The 23,257-nt window shown below is 37.7% G+C and carries 21 protein-coding genes; 5 read left to right on the forward strand and 16 right to left on the reverse strand.

The features are described 5' to 3' along the window. Positions 1 to 33: 33 nt before the first annotated feature. Positions 34 to 600: a membrane-spanning protein gene (locus tag V7121_RS20375; RefSeq protein ID WP_335547610.1), complete on the forward strand. Its 567-nt coding sequence runs from the start codon at positions 34 to 36 to the stop codon at positions 598 to 600. A gap of 13 nt (positions 601 to 613) precedes the next feature. Beyond that, complete coding sequence (locus V7121_RS20380; RefSeq protein WP_335500067.1) at positions 614 to 1,192, forward strand: hypothetical protein; 579 nt, start codon at positions 614 to 616, stop codon at positions 1,190 to 1,192. Positions 1,193 to 1,233: 41 nt separating this feature from the next. On the opposite strand, the gene V7121_RS20385 is transcribed toward V7121_RS20380, so the two are convergent. The 12 genes from V7121_RS20385 to V7121_RS20440 all read right to left on the reverse strand — a co-directional run bounded on the left by V7121_RS20385 (position 1,234) and on the right by V7121_RS20440 (position 15,979). Continuing rightward, a complete protein-coding gene (locus V7121_RS20385) occupies positions 1,234 to 2,595 on the reverse strand; it encodes an aspartate kinase (protein ID WP_335547612.1) in 1,362 nt (453 codons plus the stop codon). A 164-nt stretch (positions 2,596 to 2,759) separates the two neighbouring features. Further along, complete coding sequence (locus V7121_RS20390) at positions 2,760 to 3,374, reverse strand: NUDIX hydrolase (protein ID WP_335500440.1); 615 nt, start codon at positions 3,372 to 3,374, stop codon at positions 2,760 to 2,762. Positions 3,375 to 3,487: 113 nt separating this feature from the next. Continuing rightward, complete coding sequence (locus V7121_RS20395; RefSeq protein WP_335547614.1) at positions 3,488 to 4,651, reverse strand: homogentisate 1,2-dioxygenase; 1,164 nt, start codon at positions 4,649 to 4,651, stop codon at positions 3,488 to 3,490. 4 nt (positions 4,652 to 4,655) lie between these two features. Next, complete coding sequence (locus tag V7121_RS20400; protein ID WP_335547657.1) at positions 4,656 to 5,585, reverse strand: fumarylacetoacetate hydrolase family protein; 930 nt, start codon at positions 5,583 to 5,585, stop codon at positions 4,656 to 4,658. 11 nt (positions 5,586 to 5,596) lie between these two features. Then, a complete protein-coding gene (locus tag V7121_RS20405; protein WP_335500444.1) occupies positions 5,597 to 6,208 on the reverse strand; it encodes a flavin reductase family protein in 612 nt (203 codons plus the stop codon). 86 nt (positions 6,209 to 6,294) lie between these two features. Continuing rightward, a complete protein-coding gene (gene hppD / locus V7121_RS20410; protein WP_335547615.1) occupies positions 6,295 to 7,410 on the reverse strand; it encodes a 4-hydroxyphenylpyruvate dioxygenase in 1,116 nt (371 codons plus the stop codon). 255 nt (positions 7,411 to 7,665) lie between these two features. After that, positions 7,666 to 8,460 carry an ABC transporter ATP-binding protein gene (locus tag V7121_RS20415; RefSeq protein WP_335500073.1) on the reverse strand — a complete coding sequence of 265 codons (795 nt, stop codon included), beginning with the start codon at positions 8,458 to 8,460 and terminating at the stop codon, positions 7,666 to 7,668. Next, positions 8,435 to 9,466, reverse strand: coding sequence for an ABC transporter permease (locus tag V7121_RS20420; RefSeq protein WP_335500076.1), 1,032 nt, complete (start codon positions 9,464 to 9,466; stop codon positions 8,435 to 8,437). The genes V7121_RS20415 and V7121_RS20420 overlap by 26 nt, the downstream gene beginning before the upstream one ends. Positions 9,467 to 9,589: 123 nt before the next feature. Continuing rightward, positions 9,590 to 10,588, reverse strand: coding sequence for an ABC transporter substrate-binding protein (locus V7121_RS20425; protein ID WP_335500078.1), 999 nt, complete (start codon positions 10,586 to 10,588; stop codon positions 9,590 to 9,592). A 245-nt stretch (positions 10,589 to 10,833) separates the two neighbouring features. After that, positions 10,834 to 10,962 carry a hypothetical protein gene (locus V7121_RS20430; RefSeq protein ID WP_335500080.1) on the reverse strand — a complete coding sequence of 43 codons (129 nt, stop codon included), beginning with the start codon at positions 10,960 to 10,962 and terminating at the stop codon, positions 10,834 to 10,836. A 221-nt stretch (positions 10,963 to 11,183) separates the two neighbouring features. Further along, positions 11,184 to 12,362, reverse strand: coding sequence for a cation:proton antiporter (locus V7121_RS20435; protein ID WP_335500082.1), 1,179 nt, complete (start codon positions 12,360 to 12,362; stop codon positions 11,184 to 11,186). 203 nt (positions 12,363 to 12,565) lie between these two features. Then, positions 12,566 to 15,979, reverse strand: coding sequence for a hypothetical protein (locus tag V7121_RS20440; protein WP_335547617.1), 3,414 nt, complete (start codon positions 15,977 to 15,979; stop codon positions 12,566 to 12,568). Between the two features lie 194 nt (positions 15,980 to 16,173). Here V7121_RS20440 and V7121_RS20445 point away from each other — a divergent pair, with 194 nt between their 5' ends. Further along, positions 16,174 to 16,650: a hypothetical protein gene (locus V7121_RS20445; RefSeq protein ID WP_335500086.1), complete on the forward strand. Its 477-nt coding sequence runs from the start codon at positions 16,174 to 16,176 to the stop codon at positions 16,648 to 16,650. Positions 16,651 to 16,693: 43 nt separating this feature from the next. On the opposite strand, the gene V7121_RS20450 is transcribed toward V7121_RS20445, so the two are convergent. Both V7121_RS20450 and V7121_RS20455 read right to left on the reverse strand, forming a co-directional pair. Continuing rightward, the gene (locus V7121_RS20450) at positions 16,694 to 17,206 is read right to left on the reverse strand and encodes an HD domain-containing protein (RefSeq protein ID WP_335500088.1); all 513 of its coding nucleotides are present in this window, start codon (positions 17,204 to 17,206) and stop codon (positions 16,694 to 16,696) included. A gap of 193 nt (positions 17,207 to 17,399) precedes the next feature. After that, on the reverse strand, positions 17,400 to 19,349 hold the full coding sequence (locus V7121_RS20455) for an LTA synthase family protein (protein WP_335547619.1): 1,950 nt from the start codon (positions 19,347 to 19,349) through the stop codon (positions 17,400 to 17,402). A 519-nt stretch (positions 19,350 to 19,868) separates the two neighbouring features. On the opposite strand from V7121_RS20455, the gene V7121_RS20460 reads away from it, so the two are divergent. After that, positions 19,869 to 20,051: a hypothetical protein gene (locus V7121_RS20460; protein ID WP_335547621.1), complete on the forward strand. Its 183-nt coding sequence runs from the start codon at positions 19,869 to 19,871 to the stop codon at positions 20,049 to 20,051. 98 nt (positions 20,052 to 20,149) lie between these two features. Further along, positions 20,150 to 20,329, forward strand: coding sequence for an H-type small acid-soluble spore protein (locus V7121_RS20465; protein ID WP_335500093.1), 180 nt, complete (start codon positions 20,150 to 20,152; stop codon positions 20,327 to 20,329). Between the two features lie 99 nt (positions 20,330 to 20,428). Here V7121_RS20465 and V7121_RS20470 read toward each other — a convergent pair whose 3' ends face one another. Continuing rightward, complete coding sequence (locus V7121_RS20470; RefSeq protein WP_335500095.1) at positions 20,429 to 21,577, reverse strand: acyl-CoA dehydrogenase family protein; 1,149 nt, start codon at positions 21,575 to 21,577, stop codon at positions 20,429 to 20,431. Between the two features lie 70 nt (positions 21,578 to 21,647). Next, entirely contained in the window at positions 21,648 to 22,985 is a 1,338-nt protein-coding gene (locus V7121_RS20475; RefSeq protein WP_335500097.1) for a TrkH family potassium uptake protein, read from the reverse strand. Positions 22,986 to 23,257: the final 272 nt, after the last annotated feature.

The following is a 23,257-nucleotide window of genomic DNA, read 5'->3' on the forward strand; positions in this document are numbered from 1 at the left end:
ATTGTAATGAACCATGTTTAATGAGGTGAGCAATTGAAACGAAAAGACCTTTTCCTATGGGGCAGTATATTTGTATTATTTATGATAATTTTATTGATTTTTTACCTTTATAAAGGGGAATCTTCTAAGTGGCAAGTTGCCTTGGGCGGCATTTTAGTAAGCGGACTGCCAGTACTATTAACCTTTATGAAAAATAATCCCTTTAACGTTCCCAGTATCGTCGGTTTTTATCTGTTTATATTCTGTTCCACCTATTTAGGATCAATTGCCGATTTTTATCTTAAGTACAAATGGTGGGATTCAACTATTCATTTTTATAAAGGGGTGTATGTTGCTTTAATCGGAATCACCTTATATAAATTAATGATTCCTGAACAGATCAGGAGCGAAACCTCCAAATGGATTCTTTCTCTTTTCGTTTTTTCTCTAGCTGTCCTCGCTAGTGTCCTTTGGGAAATCTATGAGTTTATTGGGGATCAAACTTTTACACATATCATGCAGCTTGGGGGAAATAAAGATACCATGTATGACCTATTGTGCGGATTGTCTGGTGGACTCTTAGCTGCCATTTACGCCTTTGTTCGAAAGGAAAAAGTTTGAGAGGTGGAAAATTATGAATCGAAAATTGGTCATCATTTTAAGTTTTATGTATGTCCTTTTCATGGCTGCTTTAGCTGTTTACTACTATTTACATGCTTCCTCCTTTAAAGGATCGGTTGCCATCGGCGGAATCATTTGCGGTGCGATTCCGTTAATTTTAGCTCTCTTTACTAAGTTACAATTCAATTTACCAATTGTCATCTCTTATTTAATTTTCTTAGTCGGTTCTCAATATTTTGGTTCGATCCTAGGCTGGTACGGTCTTGGTTGGTGGGACACCTTTATGCATTTAGTCAGTGGGATCATTCTTGCTTATTCTGGAATTGCGTTATATGAAAGACTGATTCATAGAAAGGCTGGTGATGAAATATCAGCCTGGTTTGTGTTCCTATTTACGTTATCCTTTGCTGCACTAGGCGGCGTTTTATGGGAAATTTATGAATTTTGCTCCGACCAATTCTTCGGAATGAACCTACAAGGCGGAGGGAATAAAGATACGATGACGGATTTAATTGCTGATACGGTTGGCGGACTTGTGATTGCTACGTTGGCTGGCATCCGAACAAAGAGAAAGTTAAAAAAAGCACATTGAAAAAGGTACGTTGTTTTTAACGTACCTTTTTGGGTCATGTATTACACAGTAACTGCGACAAAAAATTCCTCATATAGAGCCTGAACGGCTCTTTTTTCATCTACTTCTTTCACACCAAACATCATGCTCACCTCAGAAGACCCTTGGTTGATCATCTCAATATTAATTTGAGCTTTCGCCAATGCTTTAGAGGCTCTTGCCATTGTGCCAACATTATGGCGCATTCCCTCGCCAACAACCATGATCAGTGCAAGACTATGCTCAAATTTCACTTGATCAGCAAGTAATTCAGCTTCAATTCGCTCTTTAATTGCCTGTTCTATACCCTTATCCATTTGATTTTCACGAAGAATAACGGATACATCATCAATACCGGAAGGCGTATGTTCATAGGATAGTCCGAAGTCCTCTAAGATACTTAGAAGTTTTCGTCCAAAACCGATTTCTCTATTCATTAAGTATTTGCTTACATAAATACTACAAAAGCCTTGATCACTGGCAATACCAATAACAGGACCATTGGTATTATCCCGCTCGTACACAATCCTCGTTCCTTGTGCACATGGATTGTTTGTATTTTTAATGTGAACTGGAATTCCTGCTCTAAATGCCGGAACGAGTGCTTCATCGTGTAACACAGTAAATCCCGCATAGGAAAGCTCACGCATTTCCCGGTAGGTCAGTTCTTTTATTTCCCTAGGTTTCTTTACGATAGAAGGGTTTACGGAATAAACGGCATCTACATCGGTAAAATTTTCATATAGGTCAGCTTTCAGGGCATTGGCTAGAATTGAACCGGTTATATCCGACCCGCTTCGCGAAAAGGTAAATACCTCACCTTGTTTGCTATAGCCGAAGAATCCTGGGAAAATTAAGATACCTGGATGCTCGTGAAGAGAATATAACTGACTATACGCTTCTGGAAGTGCTTGAGCATTACCTGGCTCATTGCTGACAATTAGGCCCGCTTCTTTAGGGTCGATATAAGATGCTTCAACTCCTTGCTCTCGGAAATAGGCAGCAACTAGTTTGGCATTGTTATCCTCCCCGCTTGCTTTCAATAAATCCAAAAAGCGGTCAGGTTTTGTTTTATCTGCACTCAACCGGTTGGCTAAATCAGCTTGAATTTCGACGATAATTTCTTGAGGCAGGGATAACTCTTCGGCAATAGAAGAATATCTTTCAAGGACAGCATCAAATTTTTCCCTCGGGTCTTTATTTTGCAGACAAAGCTCTCCACATTCAATTAATAAATCCGTCACTTTATTATCTTCAGCAAACCTTTTTCCAGGCGCAGATACTACCACTACCTTTCGCTCGGAATCTGAAATTACGATCTTAAATACCTTCTCTATCTGTTTGCCTGATGCTAACGAGGACCCGCCAAACTTTACGACCTTCATCCCTACATCTCCCTAATATCTAAAAATATAATCTTAATTTTAATCATATTCAGAAAATAATCAAGTATTTTCTCCTAGGTGAGGACATTTGTGCACGTATAGTGGACAAATAAATAAAAAAACAGTGGATTTCAAAGCGAAATCCCCGTTCTCTTAATCAGAAATCAACTTATTAGTTTTATAAAATGAGAAAGTATTTTAGCCGTTAATCCCCAAATTACTTTCCCTTCATAACGGTAAAAATATTCCTCAATCCCTCTTGTCCGCCAATTATAATTTTCTCCCCCGACAATTAGATCAAAAGGAAAGTTTGCCTCAGGCTCTGCCCTAAATTCAATATGATAAATCTCAGGCTCATTTTGACGAAAAAATGAAAGTGGGACGGTGAAAACCTCGCCAACTTCTGATGGATTTGGCGAGATATTTTTAGGATCGCTAATCAAGCCTACAAAGGGAAAGATCATCATGCCAAAAGGTGAAATCATATAATCTAATGGGTGCACCTCTGAGATTTGCTCTTTGTTGATTCCAAGTTCCTCAACCGTTTCCCGAATCGCTGCATTTCTTTCATCACTATCCTCGGAGTCAATTCTCCCACCAGGAAAACAGATTTCTCCGGGCTGCCTTCGTAATTCCAGGGAACGCACTTCTAACAACACATGGACCCCGTCCTCTTTTTGAATAAGTGGGACCATTACTGCATACTTTGAAAATTGATCACTGCCAAGTATCTTCGGTGTATGACTTTTTATTTTCGATAAAATAGGATCCAGCTCCATGACTTCACCTCCGTTCATTTTTATATTATACATACTACTACCATATCACTTTTTACCTATAGTTTGAAAAAAACAATCCAACTTGTTTTGTTGGATTGTTTCCGGATTAATCATTATTCCTTCTTTTCATACCAAGAATACATATATGCAGCATCCTCTATTTCTTGTGCGGTCTTTACGATTTTCAGCGGATGAAAAGTGTCAATCATTACGGCTAGTTCGAGTGTTTCCTTCTTTCCAATACTCGCTTCTGTTTTTCCCGGATGAGGTCCATGCGGTATTCCACCAGGGTGGAGTGTAATTGAACCTTCCTGCACCCCTTTACGACTCATGAAATTACCTTCGACATAATAGAGTAGCTCATCACTATTCACATTACTATGATAATATGGGGCAGGTATGGATTCTGGATGGTAATCATACAGTCTCGGAACAAATGAACAAACGACAAAATTATTGCCCTCAAAGGTTTGATGAACTGGCGGAGGCTGATGAACTCTTCCTGTAATTGGTTCAAAATCCTCGATATTAAAGGCCCAAGGATATAAATACCCATCCCAGCCTACTACATCGAGTGGATGATGCCCTAAAATATGCGAGGTTATCTTTCCTCTCGACTTCGTTAAAACTTCATATTCGCCCTTTTCGTCAAAAGTCTTTAATTCTTCCGGTCCACGAAGGTCCCTTTCACAAAAAGGACTATGCTCTAACAGCTGGCCATATTCATTTCTGTACCGTCTTGGTGTGGTTATTTGGCTGAAGGATTCAACAAACAGAAATTTCGTCTCCTCATTTTCATCAGGAATGACACGATAAATGGTCCCAATCGGAATAATCAGGTAATCACCCGGCCGGTAAGTTAAAGTCCCAAACATTGTTTCCAGTTTTCCAGAACCAAAGTGGACGTACAGCATTTCATCGCCATCCCCATTCCGGTAAAAGCTTGGCATCGGTGCGGTAACATGGGCTGTTCCGATTAATAAATCCTGATTCCCCAATATATATTCCCTAGCCTTCAGGGCGTCCCCCTTTTTTTCTACTTTACTTGATAAAAAATGACGGTGTTTTAGGGGCTGCTGGTCCTCATATACTGGCAAATACTCCCCTATTAATTCCGCTCTCACCACTTCGGTCGGCATATAGTGATGATACAAAATCGATTGCGTTCCCGAGAATCCGCGTGTGCCCATTACCTGCTCCCTAAAAAGGCTCCCATCGGCCTTTTTAAACATGGTATGACGTTTGTGTGGTATCTTCCCTATTTGGCGGTAAAACATGGTATCACCTCTCTTCAGCGATTATCTTATTCTGTAGCACCCCAAGAATATCAATCTCTAATTCTACCTGATCACCCTCACATAGCCAGCGGTGCACTTGATGACCAAGTTCTAGAATACATCCAGTCCCAACTGTTCCGGATCCAATGATTTCACCTGGATATAAAGTAACCCCAGCTGAAGCGCGTTCAATCATCTCAGCAAAGGAGTAATTTATATCTTTCATATTCCCTTCGGAAAGCAGGCGCCCATTTACTTTGGCTTTCATGGAAAGATCAAAACCTTTTCCTCTTTTCAATGGCTCTAACTCATCTTTTGTCACAATCCATGGTCCAATCGATGTTGCAAAATCCTTGCCCTTCGCGGGTCCAAGTCCAACTTTCATTTCCTTCCTTTGCAGGTCCCGTGCACTCCAGTCATTTAAAATACAGTACCCAAAAATATGCTCATCCGCTTTTTCAGCAGAAATATTTCGTCCTTCCTTCCCAATGATGCAGGCCATTTCAAGTTCATAATCAAGCCAGTTACAGTCTTTTGGCTTAATTATTTCTTCGCCAGGTCCTTTAATGGCCAGATGATTGGAAAAATAAAAAACAGGAATTTCGTACCATTCTGGAATCATTTCAAGTCCTCTATTTTCCCTTGCTGTTTTCACATGTTGCTCAAAGGCATAAAAATCACGAAAACTTCTCGGGACAGGCAATGGCGCTTTTAACCATAGCTCGCTTAATGGGTAAACTCCTTTTTGATCCTTTGTGAATGAAAGGAAAGCAATTTTTTCCAGATATGCTTCACTGTTTTCTAAAAACTTTATTAGATTACTTGGTAATAAACCACCAGTTGCTTCATGCATATCAACCACATAATCTTCGTCTAATAACCAACCTGCTCTGATTGACCCATCCTGTTTTTCAAACGTTACAAATTTCACGATGCTCACCTTTTCTAGGTTTTTCTCTTCATTTCAAATGTTTTTGCTAAAGGGTCTGTAAAGATATTCCCAGCCATTCTACCGATTGGCTTTAATTTCTCAGGATCAATTCTTCCTTTATCATACAGTTCATCATTCACATGGACATGAATGACTTTTCCAATCACTAGACTGCCTGCTCCAGGCTTATCCCCAAAATGCAGTACCTGTTCAAGTTCGCATTCTAAATGGACAAGCGAGTCTTTAATCCGCGGCACATTGACCATCATTCCAGGTTCTTTCGCTAAACCTGCTTCAACCATCTCGTCGATTTCCGGACTAAATTCAATCGCGCAATCATTCATTTGTTCCGCCATACTTGTACTTACAATATTAATGACAAATTGACCTGTGCTCTCAATATTGACCAGTGTATCTTTTTTAGCCCCGTCTGTTCCTCTTCTCATTGGGGAGAAACAGATGAGCATCGGGTCTGCACAAATTGCGGTAAAAAAACTAAACGGGGCGGCATTTGCGGTCCCATTTCCATCGATTGTGGAAACAAAGGCAATCGGACGAGGAAGGATGGAGCCGACTAATAGTTTATATGCCTCTCTCCATTCCAGTGTTTTCGGTGAAATCTCCATGATATTATCACCTCATTCCATTGAACTTTAAAAAGGGAGAAGTCACTCTCCCTCTTTTCGCACCTTTAAACATTTAAACTAGATATCTATAAATTCCCTCTTCTTTCCTGCTCCCGTTCAATCGATTCAAATAATGCTTTAAAGTTGCCTTCCCCAAAACCACGGGCTCCTTTTCGTTGAATAATTTCAACAAATAGAGTTGGGCGGTCCACGATTGGTTTAGAGAAGATTTGCAATAAATATCCCTCATCATCTCGGTCTACTAATATATTTAGTTCACGGAGCTTTTCAATCTCCTCATCAATTTTTCCAATTCTTTCTCCTAAGGATTCATAATAAGTAGCAGGAGTGTTTAGAAATTCTACCCCGTTCTCCTTTAAGATGCCTACGGTTGACACAATATCTTCTGTTAAGATTGCCAAATGCTGGACACCCGGTCCATTGTAGAATTCTAGAAATTCCTGGATTTGTGACTTCCGTTTCCCCACTGCAGGTTCATTGATAGGAAACTTGATCCGCCCGCCATTATGCATGACCTTTGACATAAGGGCTGAGTATTCAGTGGTAATGTCTTTATCAGAAAAATGTTTCATTTCCTTAAAGCCCATGACCTTGGCATAATATTCTACCCACTCCTCCATCCTTTCTACGTTACCGACCACATGATCAATCCCGATTAATCCGGCATCTTTAACCGGTAGTGATGCTGAGTAGGCAACAAATCCAGGCAAAAAAGCACCATGATAATTTTTCCGTTCAATTAACGTATGGATGGTATCACCATATGTACCAAGAACGGCTTTTTTAATAACACCGGTTTCGTCCTTCATTTCAATTGGTGCAGCAATAGCTATAGCACCTCTTTTCACGGCTTCTTCAAATGCTTTCTCGACATCATCGACGACCAGAGCTATGTCCTTTACACCCTCCCCATGTTTCTTTACGAATTGGGCAACTTCAGTTTCTTCAGAATATGATCCTGTTAGAACGAGACGTATATTTCGTTGCTTTATACAATAGGAAGCGTTTTCACGATTGCCTGTTTCTAAACCTGAATAGGCTACCGGCTTAAAACCAAAGGCAGTGCAAAAAAAGTGACATGCCTGCAGAGCATTCCCCGTATAAATCTCAATATAATCCACATCACGGACTGGAAAAAAATCATCCGCTAATTGATCTGCTCTTACTCTATTTTCTTTCATTCAGAAACCCCCATCTGCTCAAAAATAATAATATTCTGAATTCATTCTAAATGAAGGGATCTTGTCCTATCAAGGATAGGATGTAAAGCAATAACGCTTTTTCGTGCTAAAGAAATTGAGCAAAATAATGAATTATTTCCCCAAACAACAAAAAGAAACTTACCCATGAAGGGAAGTTTCTACATTAATGATATTGGAAATATTTTTTATAATGGCAAAATCAAAAAAAATCAATCAAAAAAATTTTTTCTCAACTTAGGAAAGAACGGCACGATCGCTTGCCATTTGGACGCCGCGTATCCTTTTAAACTCCATCAATAAACTTTCAATGGTAAGTTGTTTCTTTTCTTCCTTATTGACCTCTAAAATAATTTGGCCCTTATCCATCATAATCAGACGGTTGCCTAAATCAATCGCCTGCTGCATGTTATGGGTAACCATTAATGTGGTCAGTTTGTATTTATCGACAATCTCTCTGGTTAAGTTGGTAATTAATTCGGCTCTTGATGGGTCAAGCGCTGCTGTATGCTCATCTAGTAACAGAATAGAAGGCTCTGTAAAGGTAGCCATTAACAGTGACAATGCTTGACGCTCTCCCCCTGATAACAAACCTACCTTCGCACTTAAGCGGTTTTCGAGGCCCAGATGCAGTGATTCTAATACTTCACGAAAATAATCACGTCGCTTTTTGGTTACTCCTTGACGAAGTGTTCTCATTTTATTACGAGAATAAGCCATTGCTAGATTTTCTTCAATCGTCATACTTGGTGCAGTTCCTGCCATTGGGTCTTGAAAGACGCGGCCAATCATTTTTGAGCGCTTAAACTCTGACATATTCGTAACATTTTTACCACCAATATTTACTTCCCCTACATCAGGGATTAAAACACCAGAAATGATATTCATCAACGTTGATTTCCCTGCCCCGTTGCTGCCAATGACGGTTACAAAATCACCCGGCTTAAGAGTTAGGTTCACATGATCAATTGCGATTTTTTCATCCGGTGTCCCTTCATTAAAAATCTTATGAATCTGATTTAATTGTAACATGGTTATCCCCCTTCACTGGTCCTGAAGTCTGTGCGATGTTTAATCTTTCTGATCTTTTGAGGGCCTTCCGCTTTCTCTCTTTGATACCTTCTATGGTCTTAGGAGCCGTAAGGGCGAGAATCACAATCAGAGCAGTAATCAGTTTCATATCACCTGGATCGAGGAAGTCAACTCGTAATGCTAAAGTAACAACAATACGATAAATAATCGAACCGCCAATTACGGCAAGCGTTGTTCTAGCAATTGTTTTTGTACCAAATAAGGCTTCGCCGATAATAACAGACGCAAGACCAATAACAATCATCCCAATCCCCATCCCGACATCAGCAAATCCACCTTGCTGAGCGATTAAAGCGCCGGAAAAAGCTACGAGAGCATTGGAAAGACCTAAGCCAAGCACAACCAGAAGATTGGTATTGGCAGATAGGCTCCGAATCATCCGTTTATTATCTCCCGTAGCCCTGACGGCAAGACCAATTTCCGTTTTCAAAAACAAGTCAGTTAGGAATTTAATTACAAATGTGACAATAATCATGAAAATAAGGATGCCCCATGTTTCCGGCAGGCTGTCACCGAGACCGACCATGGTGAAAAAACTATTGAAAAATGAGTCTATCCCCGTTTTTTCAAAAATACCGCTGATTTTCGTAAAAGCTGTATCAATATTTAATAAAGGGATGTTTGAACGCCCCATAATCCGCAGATTGATAGAATATAGGGCAATCATCATTAAAATACCGGAAAGCAGGTTATTAATCTTCCCAAATGTGTGAAGAAGCCCCGTCAAACATCCTGCTGCAAAACCGGCAAATAGCGCCATGATTGTTGCTAGAAATGGATTGGTTCCATTTGCAATCATAACCGCTGAAATTGCTGCTCCAGTGACAAAACTTCCATCAACCGTTAAATCTGGAAAATCCAGAATACGAAAGGAAAGATAGACGCCCAGTGCCATAATCGCGTAGATGATACCTGCTTCAAATGATCCAAATATGGCTGTAAACATTGAGATCATCCTTTCTTTAACATTTTAGTCCGCGTTTTAGACGCAAGACCTGTTTAAACTAGTATGTATGATACAAAGAGGCAGCCTTCAAAAATGAAGGCTCCTCTTTTTCAAACTAATCAATTAATTACCTTCGTAGAATTCTCCTAAACTGCTCCATGCATCATTGACTTTTAATCCTTGAGCCTCAGCTGCTTTCTTATTAATAACAAGTTTTAAGCTATTCGGAAGTTCTACTGGAATTTCTGATGGTTTCTTCTTCCCGCTTAAAATATCAGCAGCCATTACACCCGATTGATAACCGATGTCGAAATAGTTAAATCCACTGGCAGCAACCGCACCTTTCTTCATCGAATCAAGTTCACCAACGAAGAGTGGAATTTTCTTGTTGTTAGCGACAGCAATAACGGAATCAAGGGCAGTGACAACTGTATTATCTGTTGGAACATAAATGGCATCCACGCGCCCAACCAATGATTCTGCAGCTTGCTTTACTTCAGCTGTCGTAGAAACAGATACTTCAACTAACTTTGCACCCTTTTCTTCAGCGATCTTTTTGACCTCTTTTACCTGAACAACAGAATTCTGTTCACCAGAATTGTAAATGACACCCACATTTTTTGCTTTTACTTCATCTGTAATAAAGCTGATTGTTTTTTTCGTTGCGTCAGGATGGTTATCCGTTGTCCCCGTAATATTTTTTCCTGGTTTATCAAACGACTCAACCAAACCTGCTCCGACCGGGTCCGTAACTGATGTAAAAATAATTGGAATATCCTTTGTCGCATTCAATGCGGCCGTTGCACTTGGCGTAGCGTTCGCAAAAATTAAATCAACTTTATCCCCAACAAAATTATTAGCAATTGTTTGCGTGTTGTTCATATCTGCCTGAGCATTTTGTTCATCAAAGCTAACTTTAATCCCTTTATCCTTTAAGGCTTTCTTAAAGCCTTCTGTCGCTGCATCTAAGGATGGATGTGGTGCAAACTGGGTAATGCCAACTTTAAATTCTTTATCCGCTCCCCCTGTTTCAGTACCTCCTGCTTTTTCTTTACTTCCGCAGCCAGCAAGCAGCAGCATACCTGCTAAGGCAATCGATAAAGCTTTAACATTTCTTTTCATCTAGCAAAATCCCCCTTAAATATTACAATATTAATTTTCAAAAAATTTAATATATTAAAAATTATTCTAGTATCTTTTTGTGTAAAAAGCAATAGATATGTCAAAAATATTTTTCCGCTTTAAAGCAGCATAACTTAATAGATGTTCTTCTCTTTTATTATTATTGCGAGTATCTACAAAACGACAAAAAATGCCCCCATATATTATGGAAGCATTCTAGAAATTATGAATTCAAAAATATTATTTTACCAATCTCTCGTATTTTCAAGTAAAAGATCAATTTCAACTTTTTTGATTTTATTGTTATTTTTCTCAGATGTTAGATTTGACGTAGCTTCTAGTAATTTGTCGATATCAATAAGTACAGTTCCCATTTCTAACCTCCTGAATGGTTTATTTGTTTTTTCTTTGATAAAGCATTCGACGAGCCCACAGAAATAATGGGGGTACACTAATATTTTTTTCTTAAGAAGAATACTAGTATCTGCTCTGCTTAATGTTGAACAGCAAGTGCAAGATAGACGATTTCAAGCAGTATCCTAATAGATAAAAAATCCAGCCTTTGTTTTGGCTAGATTTTTAGATTCGAATATCGTTAGATGCCAACATCACGTAAGCTTGAGTTTTTTACCTTTAAGTGTTTATCGCCTTGGTTGAAAAAATATTTCATCATTGGAGGAGTAACGATGGTGGTAACTAGTACTACTACCACTAAAACGGCAAATAATTCTTGACTGACTAGTTTAGATTCTAACCCGATGGTGGCAATAATCAACGCGACCTCTCCACGTGAAACCATCGCAGACCCAATTCCCAGTGAATTCTTCCAAGAAAATCGGGCCAGTTTTGCTCCTGCAGCTGCACCAAGTAGTTTGGTTACAATGGCAAGAATGCTGAGTCCGATAATCAGGCCGATATTTTGTGTAAATCCATCAAAGCTTACCGCTACCCCGATTGAAGTAAAAAAGATCGGCACAAAAATAGAATAGCTGATTGTCTCTACTTTCTTAAAAATTTGCTGATGATAATCGGTTTGACTTATGGCAACACCTGCAATATAGGCACCAATAATTCCGGCAACTCCTGTTAATTCAGCTGCATAAGCGAACAAAAAGCAAATAATTAATGCTCCAGAGACAAGGGATTCTGTGACCTTTAATGGGCCAAATTTCTTTAAGAGCCACGGTACCCCCCTCCAAGCTACTAATATTGCTCCAGCGAAAAAGAGAACTTTTTTTATGATCATCATGCTTAAATTCACTTCACCACCAGCCATACTCATTAAAAAGGCCAAGGCAATGATCACAACAACATCATCAATGACAGCAGCACCTAAAATCGCTGTCCCTTCTTTAGACTGGATTTTATTTAACTCTTTAAGAGCTTGAACAGATATGCTAACACTTGTTGCGGACAGTAATAATCCTAGAAATAACGCTTCAATGGCAGTCATATTCATTAAAATTCCAGCTAGGTAACCTGCAAATAAAGGTACAATGATGCCACTGATTCCCACAAAGGTTGATGCCTTCCAGGATCGTTTAAATTCATTCATATCCGTCTCCATTCCGGCCATAAACATTAACAATATGACACCAATCTGACTTAGTTCCGCTAATGTTTTTGAATCGGAAACAATACCTAATACGGCTGGGCCTAGAATGACACCTACTAACAATTTTCCTAAGACCGAAGGCTGCCCTAGTTTCACACTTATATCTCCGGCAATCTTTGAGGCAAATAAAATAATCGCTAATTCTAAGATAAATTCCATCCAATCACCTTTCCTTTTTAAATATAAAAGGGTCTGCTTTTATAAAACAGACCCTTTTTGGTAAAACAAAAAAGCCTGTCAACCAAGGGACATAGTAGTCCCTTGGTGACAGGCTCCTCCAGATAAACCAAATATTTTATTATTACTATTATAACATTCTTTATACTCTCATTCAAGGAAAAGTAATGCTCAAGCGGTATCGGCTAATCCCACTTTTTCATTCTATCAATGACTTTCTCCTTAAGAACGGTTATAAAGGTTGTTTCTCCCTTATTCACTTTTTGCTTATTCCATTCATTAAAGCTGGCAACGGTTATTAAGATTAGGCCGGCAATTAATAAATAGAACCACCACGGCATATTCCCCCAATAAGGTCTTGTTTGAAGAAAAACATTTAATAATAATACGCCTGCCCCCACAAAGAAGTATGATTTAATTTGCAGGAACATCCCTGCCATCATCGCTAACAAGGAAAGCGATCCTAAAATAATCGCATCATAGATGGTATGGCTAGTTAAACCATCCTGAATTAATAAGAGCGAAACGATAATCAGGACACCCCATTGAACAGCCTTAGTTAGATCAGAATATTGGCCCTTTAGACAGCGCCGGATGAAAATAATGAGAATAATAAATGGTAGAACCATTACTTCTCTTTCCCAAAGTGGCGGAATATTAAGCATAGCGATAATGGAATAGTATGGTTGTAATAAATAGGCTCCACCAAGGATCGTCATTAGGACAGAGAACCTTGCTGGTACTCTTTTTCTTTGCAGCAAAAAGGAAAACGAAATTAGCACGCCTGGCAGTGCGCGGCTCCAGAGGTATTGATTCTCAAAACTGTACATTAGCACAAAAAACATAATAGAAACCAGCGTATAACCGTCTAATTGTATGTTCTGGATTTTCTTTCCACATTCAACTACCTTGCCATATAATAATTGCCCCGTTATTGACAGGACGATTCCTAATCCTCCAACCAAGAACATTTTACCCAGTTCATCTAATTCACCTGTATAGGTGAATTCAATCGTTGCAATAAATGCTAAGAATAACGGAACAACCCCAAGAAAATCCCATTTTATTTGATACAAATAAAATAGTGTCCCAATCGTATAGGCAGCCATTACAAGATATGGCAGCAAATTGAATGGGTATGTAATCGTAATAAACACCATTCCGAGGATTGAAAATGGGACTAAATAGTAAGCTGTCCGTTTTTTATTTGCCCCTGTGGTGATTAAAGCAAAGAAGACCATCAAACCACTTGTAATTGGAAACTCATAGTTTCCAAAATATTGATTAATGATTAGGTCTAGCCCTATTGATACGATAAAGAATAAGGATGTAAAACTACTATAAAGAAAAACTTTGATTTTCCATTCTACCTTTGTCAACTTAGTGCTAAAAGCATAGACAAACATGGCGATAATAAAGCTATAAATGGCGTCTGCCTGAAAAGCAAACCAGGTATAGATAAGCGCTAATGGATAGATGCTATGCCCGACCCACCCAAACGCAAAGGCTAAGTTTAAATCTTTTTTGCGACTGAGATTACCGAAAAGAAGTAAGATTACTGCACCAGTTGTAGCAATAAGTGAAAGGAATGGAGAGCTTAATGATACTATTAGCATAATTGACTGCATAATCGAAAAATACGTAAGCAACCCAGCTACACCTACTAAAAAAGGAACCCACTTCGTGCCAATCTTTTTATACAAATAATAATACATTCCAATCCCGACTAATAATACAAGCGGTTGAACCCAAAGATGATTTATAGAATTAAACAATGCATTAAAAATGGAAAGAGTATAGAATGCCTGTGAGGTATATAGTGATATTTTAGCTAACTGCTCTTCCCTTACTTTTCTCCAAATAAACCCTGTTACTAAAACCACGATTGCTCCAATAGCAAAGTTCATTCCATACCCATATTCATCTCGATAGACAGAAAAATTCTTATTTATTTCTTCTCCAAAGGCAATGATTGAAAAACCTAGTAAACATGGAATCATCCATACAGCAGATTCTTTAAGGAAGAGCCTCGTCTCCTTCTTATATACTATAAAAGAAGCAGCCATGAATAGTAATAAGATCACCCCTAGTTCCCACCATTGTAAAAAGGATATAGCAGTCAACATCGCAAGCACCAATAAAGACAAGCCGACATCTCTGGATGCTGACTGAATGATTTTAACGTATTTTAAGTTAAGCAAAATGCCCAACACACTAAAAAGGATGAAGCCTGTGATCGATAACTGAAGAGCAAAATGAATCGAATCTAGAGGCGTGCTCAATATTGCAATTGTTTCATAAATTCCCGAAGCCGCAAAAACGGCACTTAAATATGGAAATAATCTTCTTGAACCATTATGGGATAAATAGATAAAGTTAGCTGCAATGATAAAATAAGCGGCCATCAGCACCAGCGATGGCTTTCCAGCACGAAGGAAGATACCTTCAAGACTAATGTAAATAAACGCGAAACCAGAGATCACTGCACTGGTATATTGGAATGCTTTGTTTAAAGTGAATTTATCATCCAATACCTTTGGAACGAAAATGATTCCAAAGCCAATTAACGCATAAACAATCTCACCAAAATAATCGAGGAAGCTGTGCTCAATGAGCTGATACGCTCCGTAAACAATCATCATACTAAAAATAAAATGATATTCCTTTCGACCACTCACATACATCATTGATAAATAAATTATCGCTGTTAGGAGCAGATTGAAGCTGTACAACACCTCGTTATCAAATAAATAAAGCATAAAAAGTGTACACAAAACGAGATTGACTTGAACATAGGGAATAAATTCTTTAGTAAATAATTTCAACGATTCCTTGTGTTTAATCCGATGGTACACAACGATTAAAAGTGCATTAAAGACCATCATCCCGAGGTAAAATAAATCAATGTTCAGTTGGAAGCTGGCGATGAGAAAGGCAGTACCAATGGATAGTGAAACAAAGGCGAACCAAACAAATAATCTAGAAGCCAGGTTCTTTGCAAATAAATAGTAAACAATGATGGGCAGAAAACTTCCCAACATACCAAGTAGATACCGTCCGTCACCTTTTATTGATAAATATGATCCTAATAGACCGAACCAGCCCAAGGAGAGAATAAAAATCGGCAAAAATAAACTTCCAAGAACACTGAAAGCAAATGCAGTCTTTTCAATTTTTAATATCTTTTTTGTTATTAATGCAATACCGTAAAATAATAAGGCTACAATGGCGATAGAGCCGCTTTTCATAATGTTTGTCATTGATTCCCAATTACTAGTTGCAACAAATAGACCGCCAATTAATAAAAAGATGACGCCAATATTTAATAACCAGGTAATATTTCTTTCACGAATCTGTTCCGGAGTCAGTGTTTTCTTTACCTTTGGCGGTTTGGATGGGATTGGCGCAGAAATAGGAACTATCTCCGTTATTTCATTGACAGGTGTTTTGTTCTCCATTTCAAATAAATCCAAATGGTACTGATGATGGGCTCGTGCCACTCTGTCAACGATAGCCTCAGAAAGGTACCCCTCCTCTCGTAGAGTGAAAAGCTCTTTTCTAAAAATCCTTCGGTTCTCTTCCCTTTTATTTGATTCCATTAAATCTCCCCACAATCATGACAAATTGGAAATTTTGTTAAAAAATGTCTGTATAGTGTAATTTTACACCATTTAAAAATATTTACAATATATTATCAAAAAAACGAACCTTCGTACCATTTTTTAAAAGATTTTACGTTTGGGTAAAATATCTGTATGATAGTGGAGTGTTATTTAAAAAAACGGAGGAAACTATGCTTACATACAATGAAAAATTAGCGATTATTGAATCTTTTCCAGAATTGGAACGAAAAAATGTCTCACTTGGCCGAGTGAATTTTCAATTCGAAGGCAGTGTCTCAGATAAGAAAAATATAGTCTACCACTTACATCCAAATGGAAATGGATTTGTCTATGCAGGACAATTAGAAAATTATGATACGGATGAAAAAGGGATGGTCAATATCCGTGATTTCTCGGAGGATGAACTTCGCCAATTATTAAAACAATCGATTCATTCACTCTCACCTGTCGAAAAAACGGCTGGAGAAGAAGCAATTATTGGGGAAGCGCAAGAGGAACGCTGGGTAGACAGCGAAAATAATCAACTCATTTTAATTGAAGAAAATGAATCTTGGAATATCTATTTTGGAATGAACCTGGATGCTACTTATGATACTTATGAGGAAGCCGAGGCATTTTTACGGGAAGAGGGCTTTACTAGGAAATAATCTAAAAGAAAGGCGGTGCAGTTCACATCTGCACCGCCTTTCTTTATTCAAGTTCAGTATCAATCCATTCGTCCAGGCGAGTAATACTTTGTTTTGCGCGTTCATACTCAATTGTACGGTAATGGTGCATTCCGCCTTCTTCCTCGTCCTTTTCATCCGCCCATTTAACTATTTGCTGTAAGGGTGTCCGAACAATATCGTTAGAGGGTAAAAACGAATCGGTATGAAATAAAATGGCAAGTGCAATTGTCTTCGCTTTGATTGGGTTTTCACCAAGTCGAATCAGGAGTTTATGTGCTCTTTCGGCCCCTTTTATGGGGTGAATGTCATTTTGCTTATATAAATCATAATCCCATTTTCCATTTTTATACCACGTATAGTGACCCATATCATGTAGAAGTCCAGCTTTTGCGGCAATATCCACATCCAATTGATGCTCTTTCCCTAAATGAAAAGCATGGTAGGCAACAGCAATCGCATGGGCTAGACCTGAACGATTCAAATATTTTTGGGCGATATGATGTTCAAATATGTTTAATAAGGTAACGTCTCTCATGCGATCCCTCTCCTAACTTTTTCAAAATAATTATTTCATCTATTATATGCTATCGAATAGTGCTTGGCTAATTTTTTATTAAAATAAAAAAAGAAGCAGGCATCTATGACGATTGCCCGCTACTAATTTTCTTTAGGTATTTTACAAAATGCATAATAAAAAGAGAGAAGTCATTCCTTCTCTCTTTTCATTACTATTGTCCAGTTGATTCTTTGTTTCCTTTTGGACCTAAATATTCATAATCGTTAGGGTTAATCGGTGTAAAGCCATCTGGCTTATAGAACCTCAGCAAGTCTTTATAAACAATCTCATCAGACATATTTAATTCCATGTTCACTTTGCTATCTACATCCTTACAAATGGAATTATCCACTAATAATTCACCAGTTGTATAGGAATAACATTTCTCATTTATCTGGATGGCATCCGATGTTACAAAATCACCGTTTCTAAATAGTGCCCAATTACGATGTTGTTTTGACAACAAATCAGAACCAAATTCCATATAATCCTTCGTATCAATACCTAATAAATGGAGAACTGTTGGACGGACATCTACTTCCCCGCCTACTTGGTGTTGCACTCCGCCTTTTACTCCAGGTACATGAATAAACAATGGGACACGTTGAAGCTTTGCATTAATTGCAGGAGTGATTTCGTCAACACCCATAACCTTTGCCATTGCCTCATTATGGTTTTCTGAAATACCGTAATGATCACCATACATGACAATGACAGTATTATCATACATACCGTTTGCTTTTAAGTCGTTAAAAAATTGCTCAAATGCCTGGTCCATATAATTGGCGGATTGGAAATATTGGTCTACAACCGTATCCCCGTAATCTCCTGCCGGAAAAGTAGTATCTTCCGGGTCCATTTCAAATGGGAAGTGATTAGACAAGGAGATAAACTTTGTATAGAATGGCTGCTTTAAGCTTTCAAGTAATGGAATAGATTCTTTAAAGAAAGGTTTATCTTTCATTCCATAGTTTTTTGTATTTTCATCAGACATACTGTAGTACTCAGCATCAAAGAATTGATCGTATCCAAATGCTTTATAGATCACATTACGATTCCAGAAGGTCTTATAGTTACCATGCAACACGGCAGAACTATATCCCTGTCCCTTTAAAATTGCTGGCATTGCTTGGTAGGTGTTTTGAGCCTTGTTAACAAAAACAGCTCCCTGTGCCATTGGATAAAGTGAATTTTCCATCAAAAATTCGGCATCCGACGTTTTTCCTTGACCTGTTTGATGATAGAAATTATCAAAGTAGAAGGTATTTTTATCTTGTGTCAATGAATTCAAAAATGGCGTTACTTCTTGTCCGTTAGGCATTTTATAATTAATCATAAAACTTTGAAATGACTCCATCGAAATATAAATTACATTCATACCCTTAGCTTTACCAAAGTATTTTGGATTTGGTGCAGCATAGTTTGCTTTTCGGTAGTTCTCTACATCAGTAATATCACTGCTGTCCGCTAACGCACGCTGACTGGATGATTTAATATTTTGGATGACATCATAAATGGTAAAGTTATAAGCACCAAGATATTTTACTAAATAATTTCGGTCAAACGAACGAGATAATAATTGCGGCCGATCTTTTTCGGCTAATCCTAAATTAAATAGAAAAGTAGTAATTGAAAATAATAGGACAATTTTATAGGTTTTTCTATTCGTGACCGTTACCTTCTTGAAAATCGTTAACGCTAAGGCAATTAGGATAAACATATCAGTAAAGTAAAAAATATCAAAGGGTGACATTAATGAAAGTGCACTATCTCCCAATTGTCCTGCATTTGTTTTTGTTTGCATTAGAACAGGAACGGTAATGAAATCATTAAAGAAGCGATAATAAGCTATATTAGCGTATAGTAAAAATGATAAAAAGAAATTAATGATTATCATAATCTTCTTTGAATGCTTCTTAAAAAGTAGTGCCAAGCCAAAAAAGAAAAGTGCTGAACTTAATGGATTTATCAAAAGTAAGAACTTTTGTAGGTTATTTTCAATACCTAAGTTAAATTCAATTTGATAGGCAGCATAGGTTTTAATCCAAAATAATAAAACAGCAACTGCAAAGAAAGTAATATGACTATTTTTTAAAGTTTTGGATAATCTAATTTTATTCATTTTAAAAATTCTCCCCTCACTTACCAATTAAGCTTCGGTAAACGAACCTCAATTACTATATCACATTTCTTGCAAAATTAAAAACAAAAATCATCCTGTATTTCTCGGCTCTTTTCAACAAAAATCTACATCAATTGCGAATTTCAAGCCACCCATTTTAGTTTGCTATCTTCTAAGTCATTTCTAATTATCCGATTTATTCCCTCTATTTCTATGTCAGATAACAGTTGGACATGACTAATTTTCAATCCTCAATAATATAAGACGAGAAAGTTTTATTTTAGTTTCAATTTTTTTATTGTAAATAGGACCGTTTCTTTTTAGATTTATATTTGTCCCCGGATCCTTGGGTGTCATCCATTCATTTCTAATTATCATAAACCTGAAAATATAAGCCAGCAATATGAAGATAGTCTTATCTTTTACAGCCATGAAGCAACATATTTACTGAATGAACTTTGTAAACATTGGAAAGTATATACTCAGAGGAAAAAAGAAAAAATTTAAAAGGAGATTACTATGCCCAGAATTAGGCCCGAATTCACAAAAAGTCCGTATTTTGTAGACGAACCAGGCAATTGGCATTTAAAACCCGGTGCTCCGAGCGAACTTCAGGCGGAACTTGAAAATTATCTAAGTAGATTGGGAGATGTTGACGAGCCAGGAACGATAAACGGAGTACATATCGATTATCCATATTAACTCAGACACCTATATATACAATAGAAGAAAGCGGTTACATTATAATTCACTTTGAAAATAAAGATACCTAAAAAAACTAATTATTAGGAGTGTATTTCATGAATACTAACCGAGTAAAACAAATTTTATCATCTTCCGCGGATATTGAGGTCAAATATAATGGTGCTTCCGTATGGATTGACCAAATAAATGAAGATGGGCATACCGCTACCGTTCATTTACGAGGCCCATTAGAGGAACGTTCCATTGTTGAAATTGGAGAACTAATCGAAGAATAAATCTTTTCTCTATCCATTATATTGGGTAACCATATTCGACATAATAAAAGGCAGGATTAATATCCTGCCTTTTACATGGTCATGATTTTTAAATTTTCATTAGTGATTTAGTATGCTGTTCTTGGCTAATAGGTTTAAAGTCATATCATCCATTGGCGGATTATGTAGACCTGCCCTAACGTCCCGGTAGTAGCGCTGCAATGGATTACTTAAGGAGAGACTTTTGGCTCCGACGATTCTCATTGCTAAGTCAACAACTTCGATTGCCAAATTGGTCACTGATAATTTTGCCGCTCCTAAACACGCGCCCATCTTTTCCCGTTCATCATCATTCGAAGAATCCCACTGTTTAGCAACCCCATACAGAAAGTACTCTGACTGTAAAACCTTTAATTCAATTTCACCTAGTTTTTGTTGGACATTTGGTAACTCAATAATCGGGCCAACAATACTATTGGGTGAATATTCTTTTGCAAATTGAATGGCATATCTTTGAGCCGCTTTTGCTATGCCGAGATAACAAGCTGGAATGTGAAGGAGCCATCCATTTACTTTTTTTCCGCTCGGATTAAACTCTTCGACAAGATTTTCATTCTCAACAAAACAATTTTTCAGAATTAAGTCATGACTGCCTGTTCCTCTTAACGCGATACTATCCCAGGTTTCCTCAATAATTAATCCATCTGTAGTCCGTGGGATAAGGAAATTCGCAATTTCTTCTGTCTCTTTGATAGTTGCACTTACAATAAAGAAATCCAGAACGGGTGACATGGTTGTAAATATTTTTCTACCATTAATAACCCAGCCATTTTGAGTTTTTTCAGCCGTGGTTTCTGGTTTTCCACCCCGAGTTGGACTACCTGTTGTTGATTCACTTTGAGCACTATTTATTAATGCTCCCTTCTTCACTTGTTCACACAACGTTTTAAAGACGCCCTGCTTCCAGGTTTTCTTTTCATTAAGATTCATTATTATCCCCATATGCCATCCAATTGAAAGCGCGGTTGCTCCATCCCCTTCAGCAATGGTTTCTTGGTGTCGAATAAGCTCATAAAGTGTTATTTCCTTACCACCATAATGGGAAGGTACAGTTAATGTTGTGTATCCACTATTTTTAAGATCATCAATATTGTCATACGGAAAGCTGCCTTCTATGTCAATTTGATGTGCTCTTAGGCTAAATTGTCTTGCTAGATTCCGCATCAGTTCAATTCGTTCATCTACTCCATTTGTATCTTGAAATTGCATCTATTCTCTCTCCCATCATGTAACAAAATAACCAATCACTCTAAAATGAAAAATAAAATACATTAAAAAATTACCCAATGGTGATTTTTCCCTTTGGGTATCGAAATGCATCAGGATTTCTACGGATGGTCACCGCGTATGCTATAGTTAATGGACCAACCCGGCCGGCAAACATGGTAAAAATAATCAACACCTTGCCTATTGGTGATAATTCGGGTGTTAATCCCATCGAAAGACCCACGGTAGCAAAAGCAGAGGTTACCTCAAAAATAATCGCTAAAAAATCCTGCCCGTGTTCCGATATCGTTAAAATTAGCGTTATAAGCATGACCATAAATAAAGCACTTAAAGTTACGGTTAATGCTTTATAAATTGTTTCATATTCAATCCGTTGACGGTAAAAAATTACATCCTCTTTCCCACGTATTTGTGACCAAACAGCACCAAGTAGTGTTGTAAATGTAGTTGTTTTTATTCCGCCGCCTGTCGACCCTGGTGAGGCACCCACGAACATAAGGAGGATGATTAATAATAAAGATGATTGCGTTAAATCACCTATATTTAACGTGTTCGCACCGGCAGTTCTTGCTGTAACAGACTGGAATAGGGATCCAAGGATTTTCCCTGGCAACGACAGTGGTTTGAGTGTTAATTCATTGGTATATTCAAGAAAAAAAATACCTGCTGTTCCGACTGCTAAGAGAATCATGCTTGTAATCAACACAATCTTCGTGTGAAGCGAGAGTCGTTTAGACTTTCGATATTCGTATAATTCGTTCATAACAATAAATCCGATTCCCCCCAAAATAATTAAGGCACTAACTGTTAATGTGACTGTTGGGTCATCCACATAATTCGTTAAACTATGAAACTCACCCATTAAGTCAAAACCAGCGTTATTAAAGTTAGAAATCGAATGAAATATTCCATAATAAATTGCTTTACCAAGGCTCATGTCAAAAGAAAAACGAATGGTTAATAGGACTGCACCGACAAGCTCAATAACGGCCGTAAAAATTAAAATCCGTCGAGCCAATCGCACTATGCCTTCCATCGATAAATTGTTTAATGATTCCTGGAGAATGATTCTTTCTTTCAAAGAAATTTTTTTCCCTAATAAGAACGCAAAAAAAGTAGCAAAGGTCATAAACCCAAGTCCTCCGACTTGAATCATACATAAAATAATTACTTGTCCGGTTACTGTAAAAGTTGTGCCGGTATCAACGACAACTAAGCCAGTTACACAGGTTGCTGAGGTTGCTGTAAATAGGGCATTTAAAAAGGGCAACCCTTGCCCATTTGTAGTCGAGATCGGTAAGGTTAATAAGAATGAGCCTAATAAAACAATCATTAAAAAGCCCAAGACAAGGATTTTAGGTGGGTCTAGAAATTCTTTTTTCCGTTGCATGTCATTCTCCCTTCCTAGCCTATTTGTATTTTTTGTAGAATTAATTGTATATCAATATTGCAGAAAAATCATACAAATTCGATAAATGATGTAAATATAATAGATCGTCTTCAATTCATTGTATATTTTTAAAGTTTGTGTCTAATGTGTGTCATACCTCACTGTACGCCATCTACAAATTGTTCTATAATACAAGAAGTAATTTTTTCCAAGCTAATCACATTCTTTCAAATTATATATATCGACCGAATGAGGAAATAATAAAATAGCAT

Origin of the sequence: Neobacillus drentensis, from assembly GCF_036962125.1 — a bacterium.
Lineage (GTDB): Bacteria > Bacillota > Bacilli > Bacillales > Cytobacillaceae > Neobacillus > Neobacillus drentensis_B.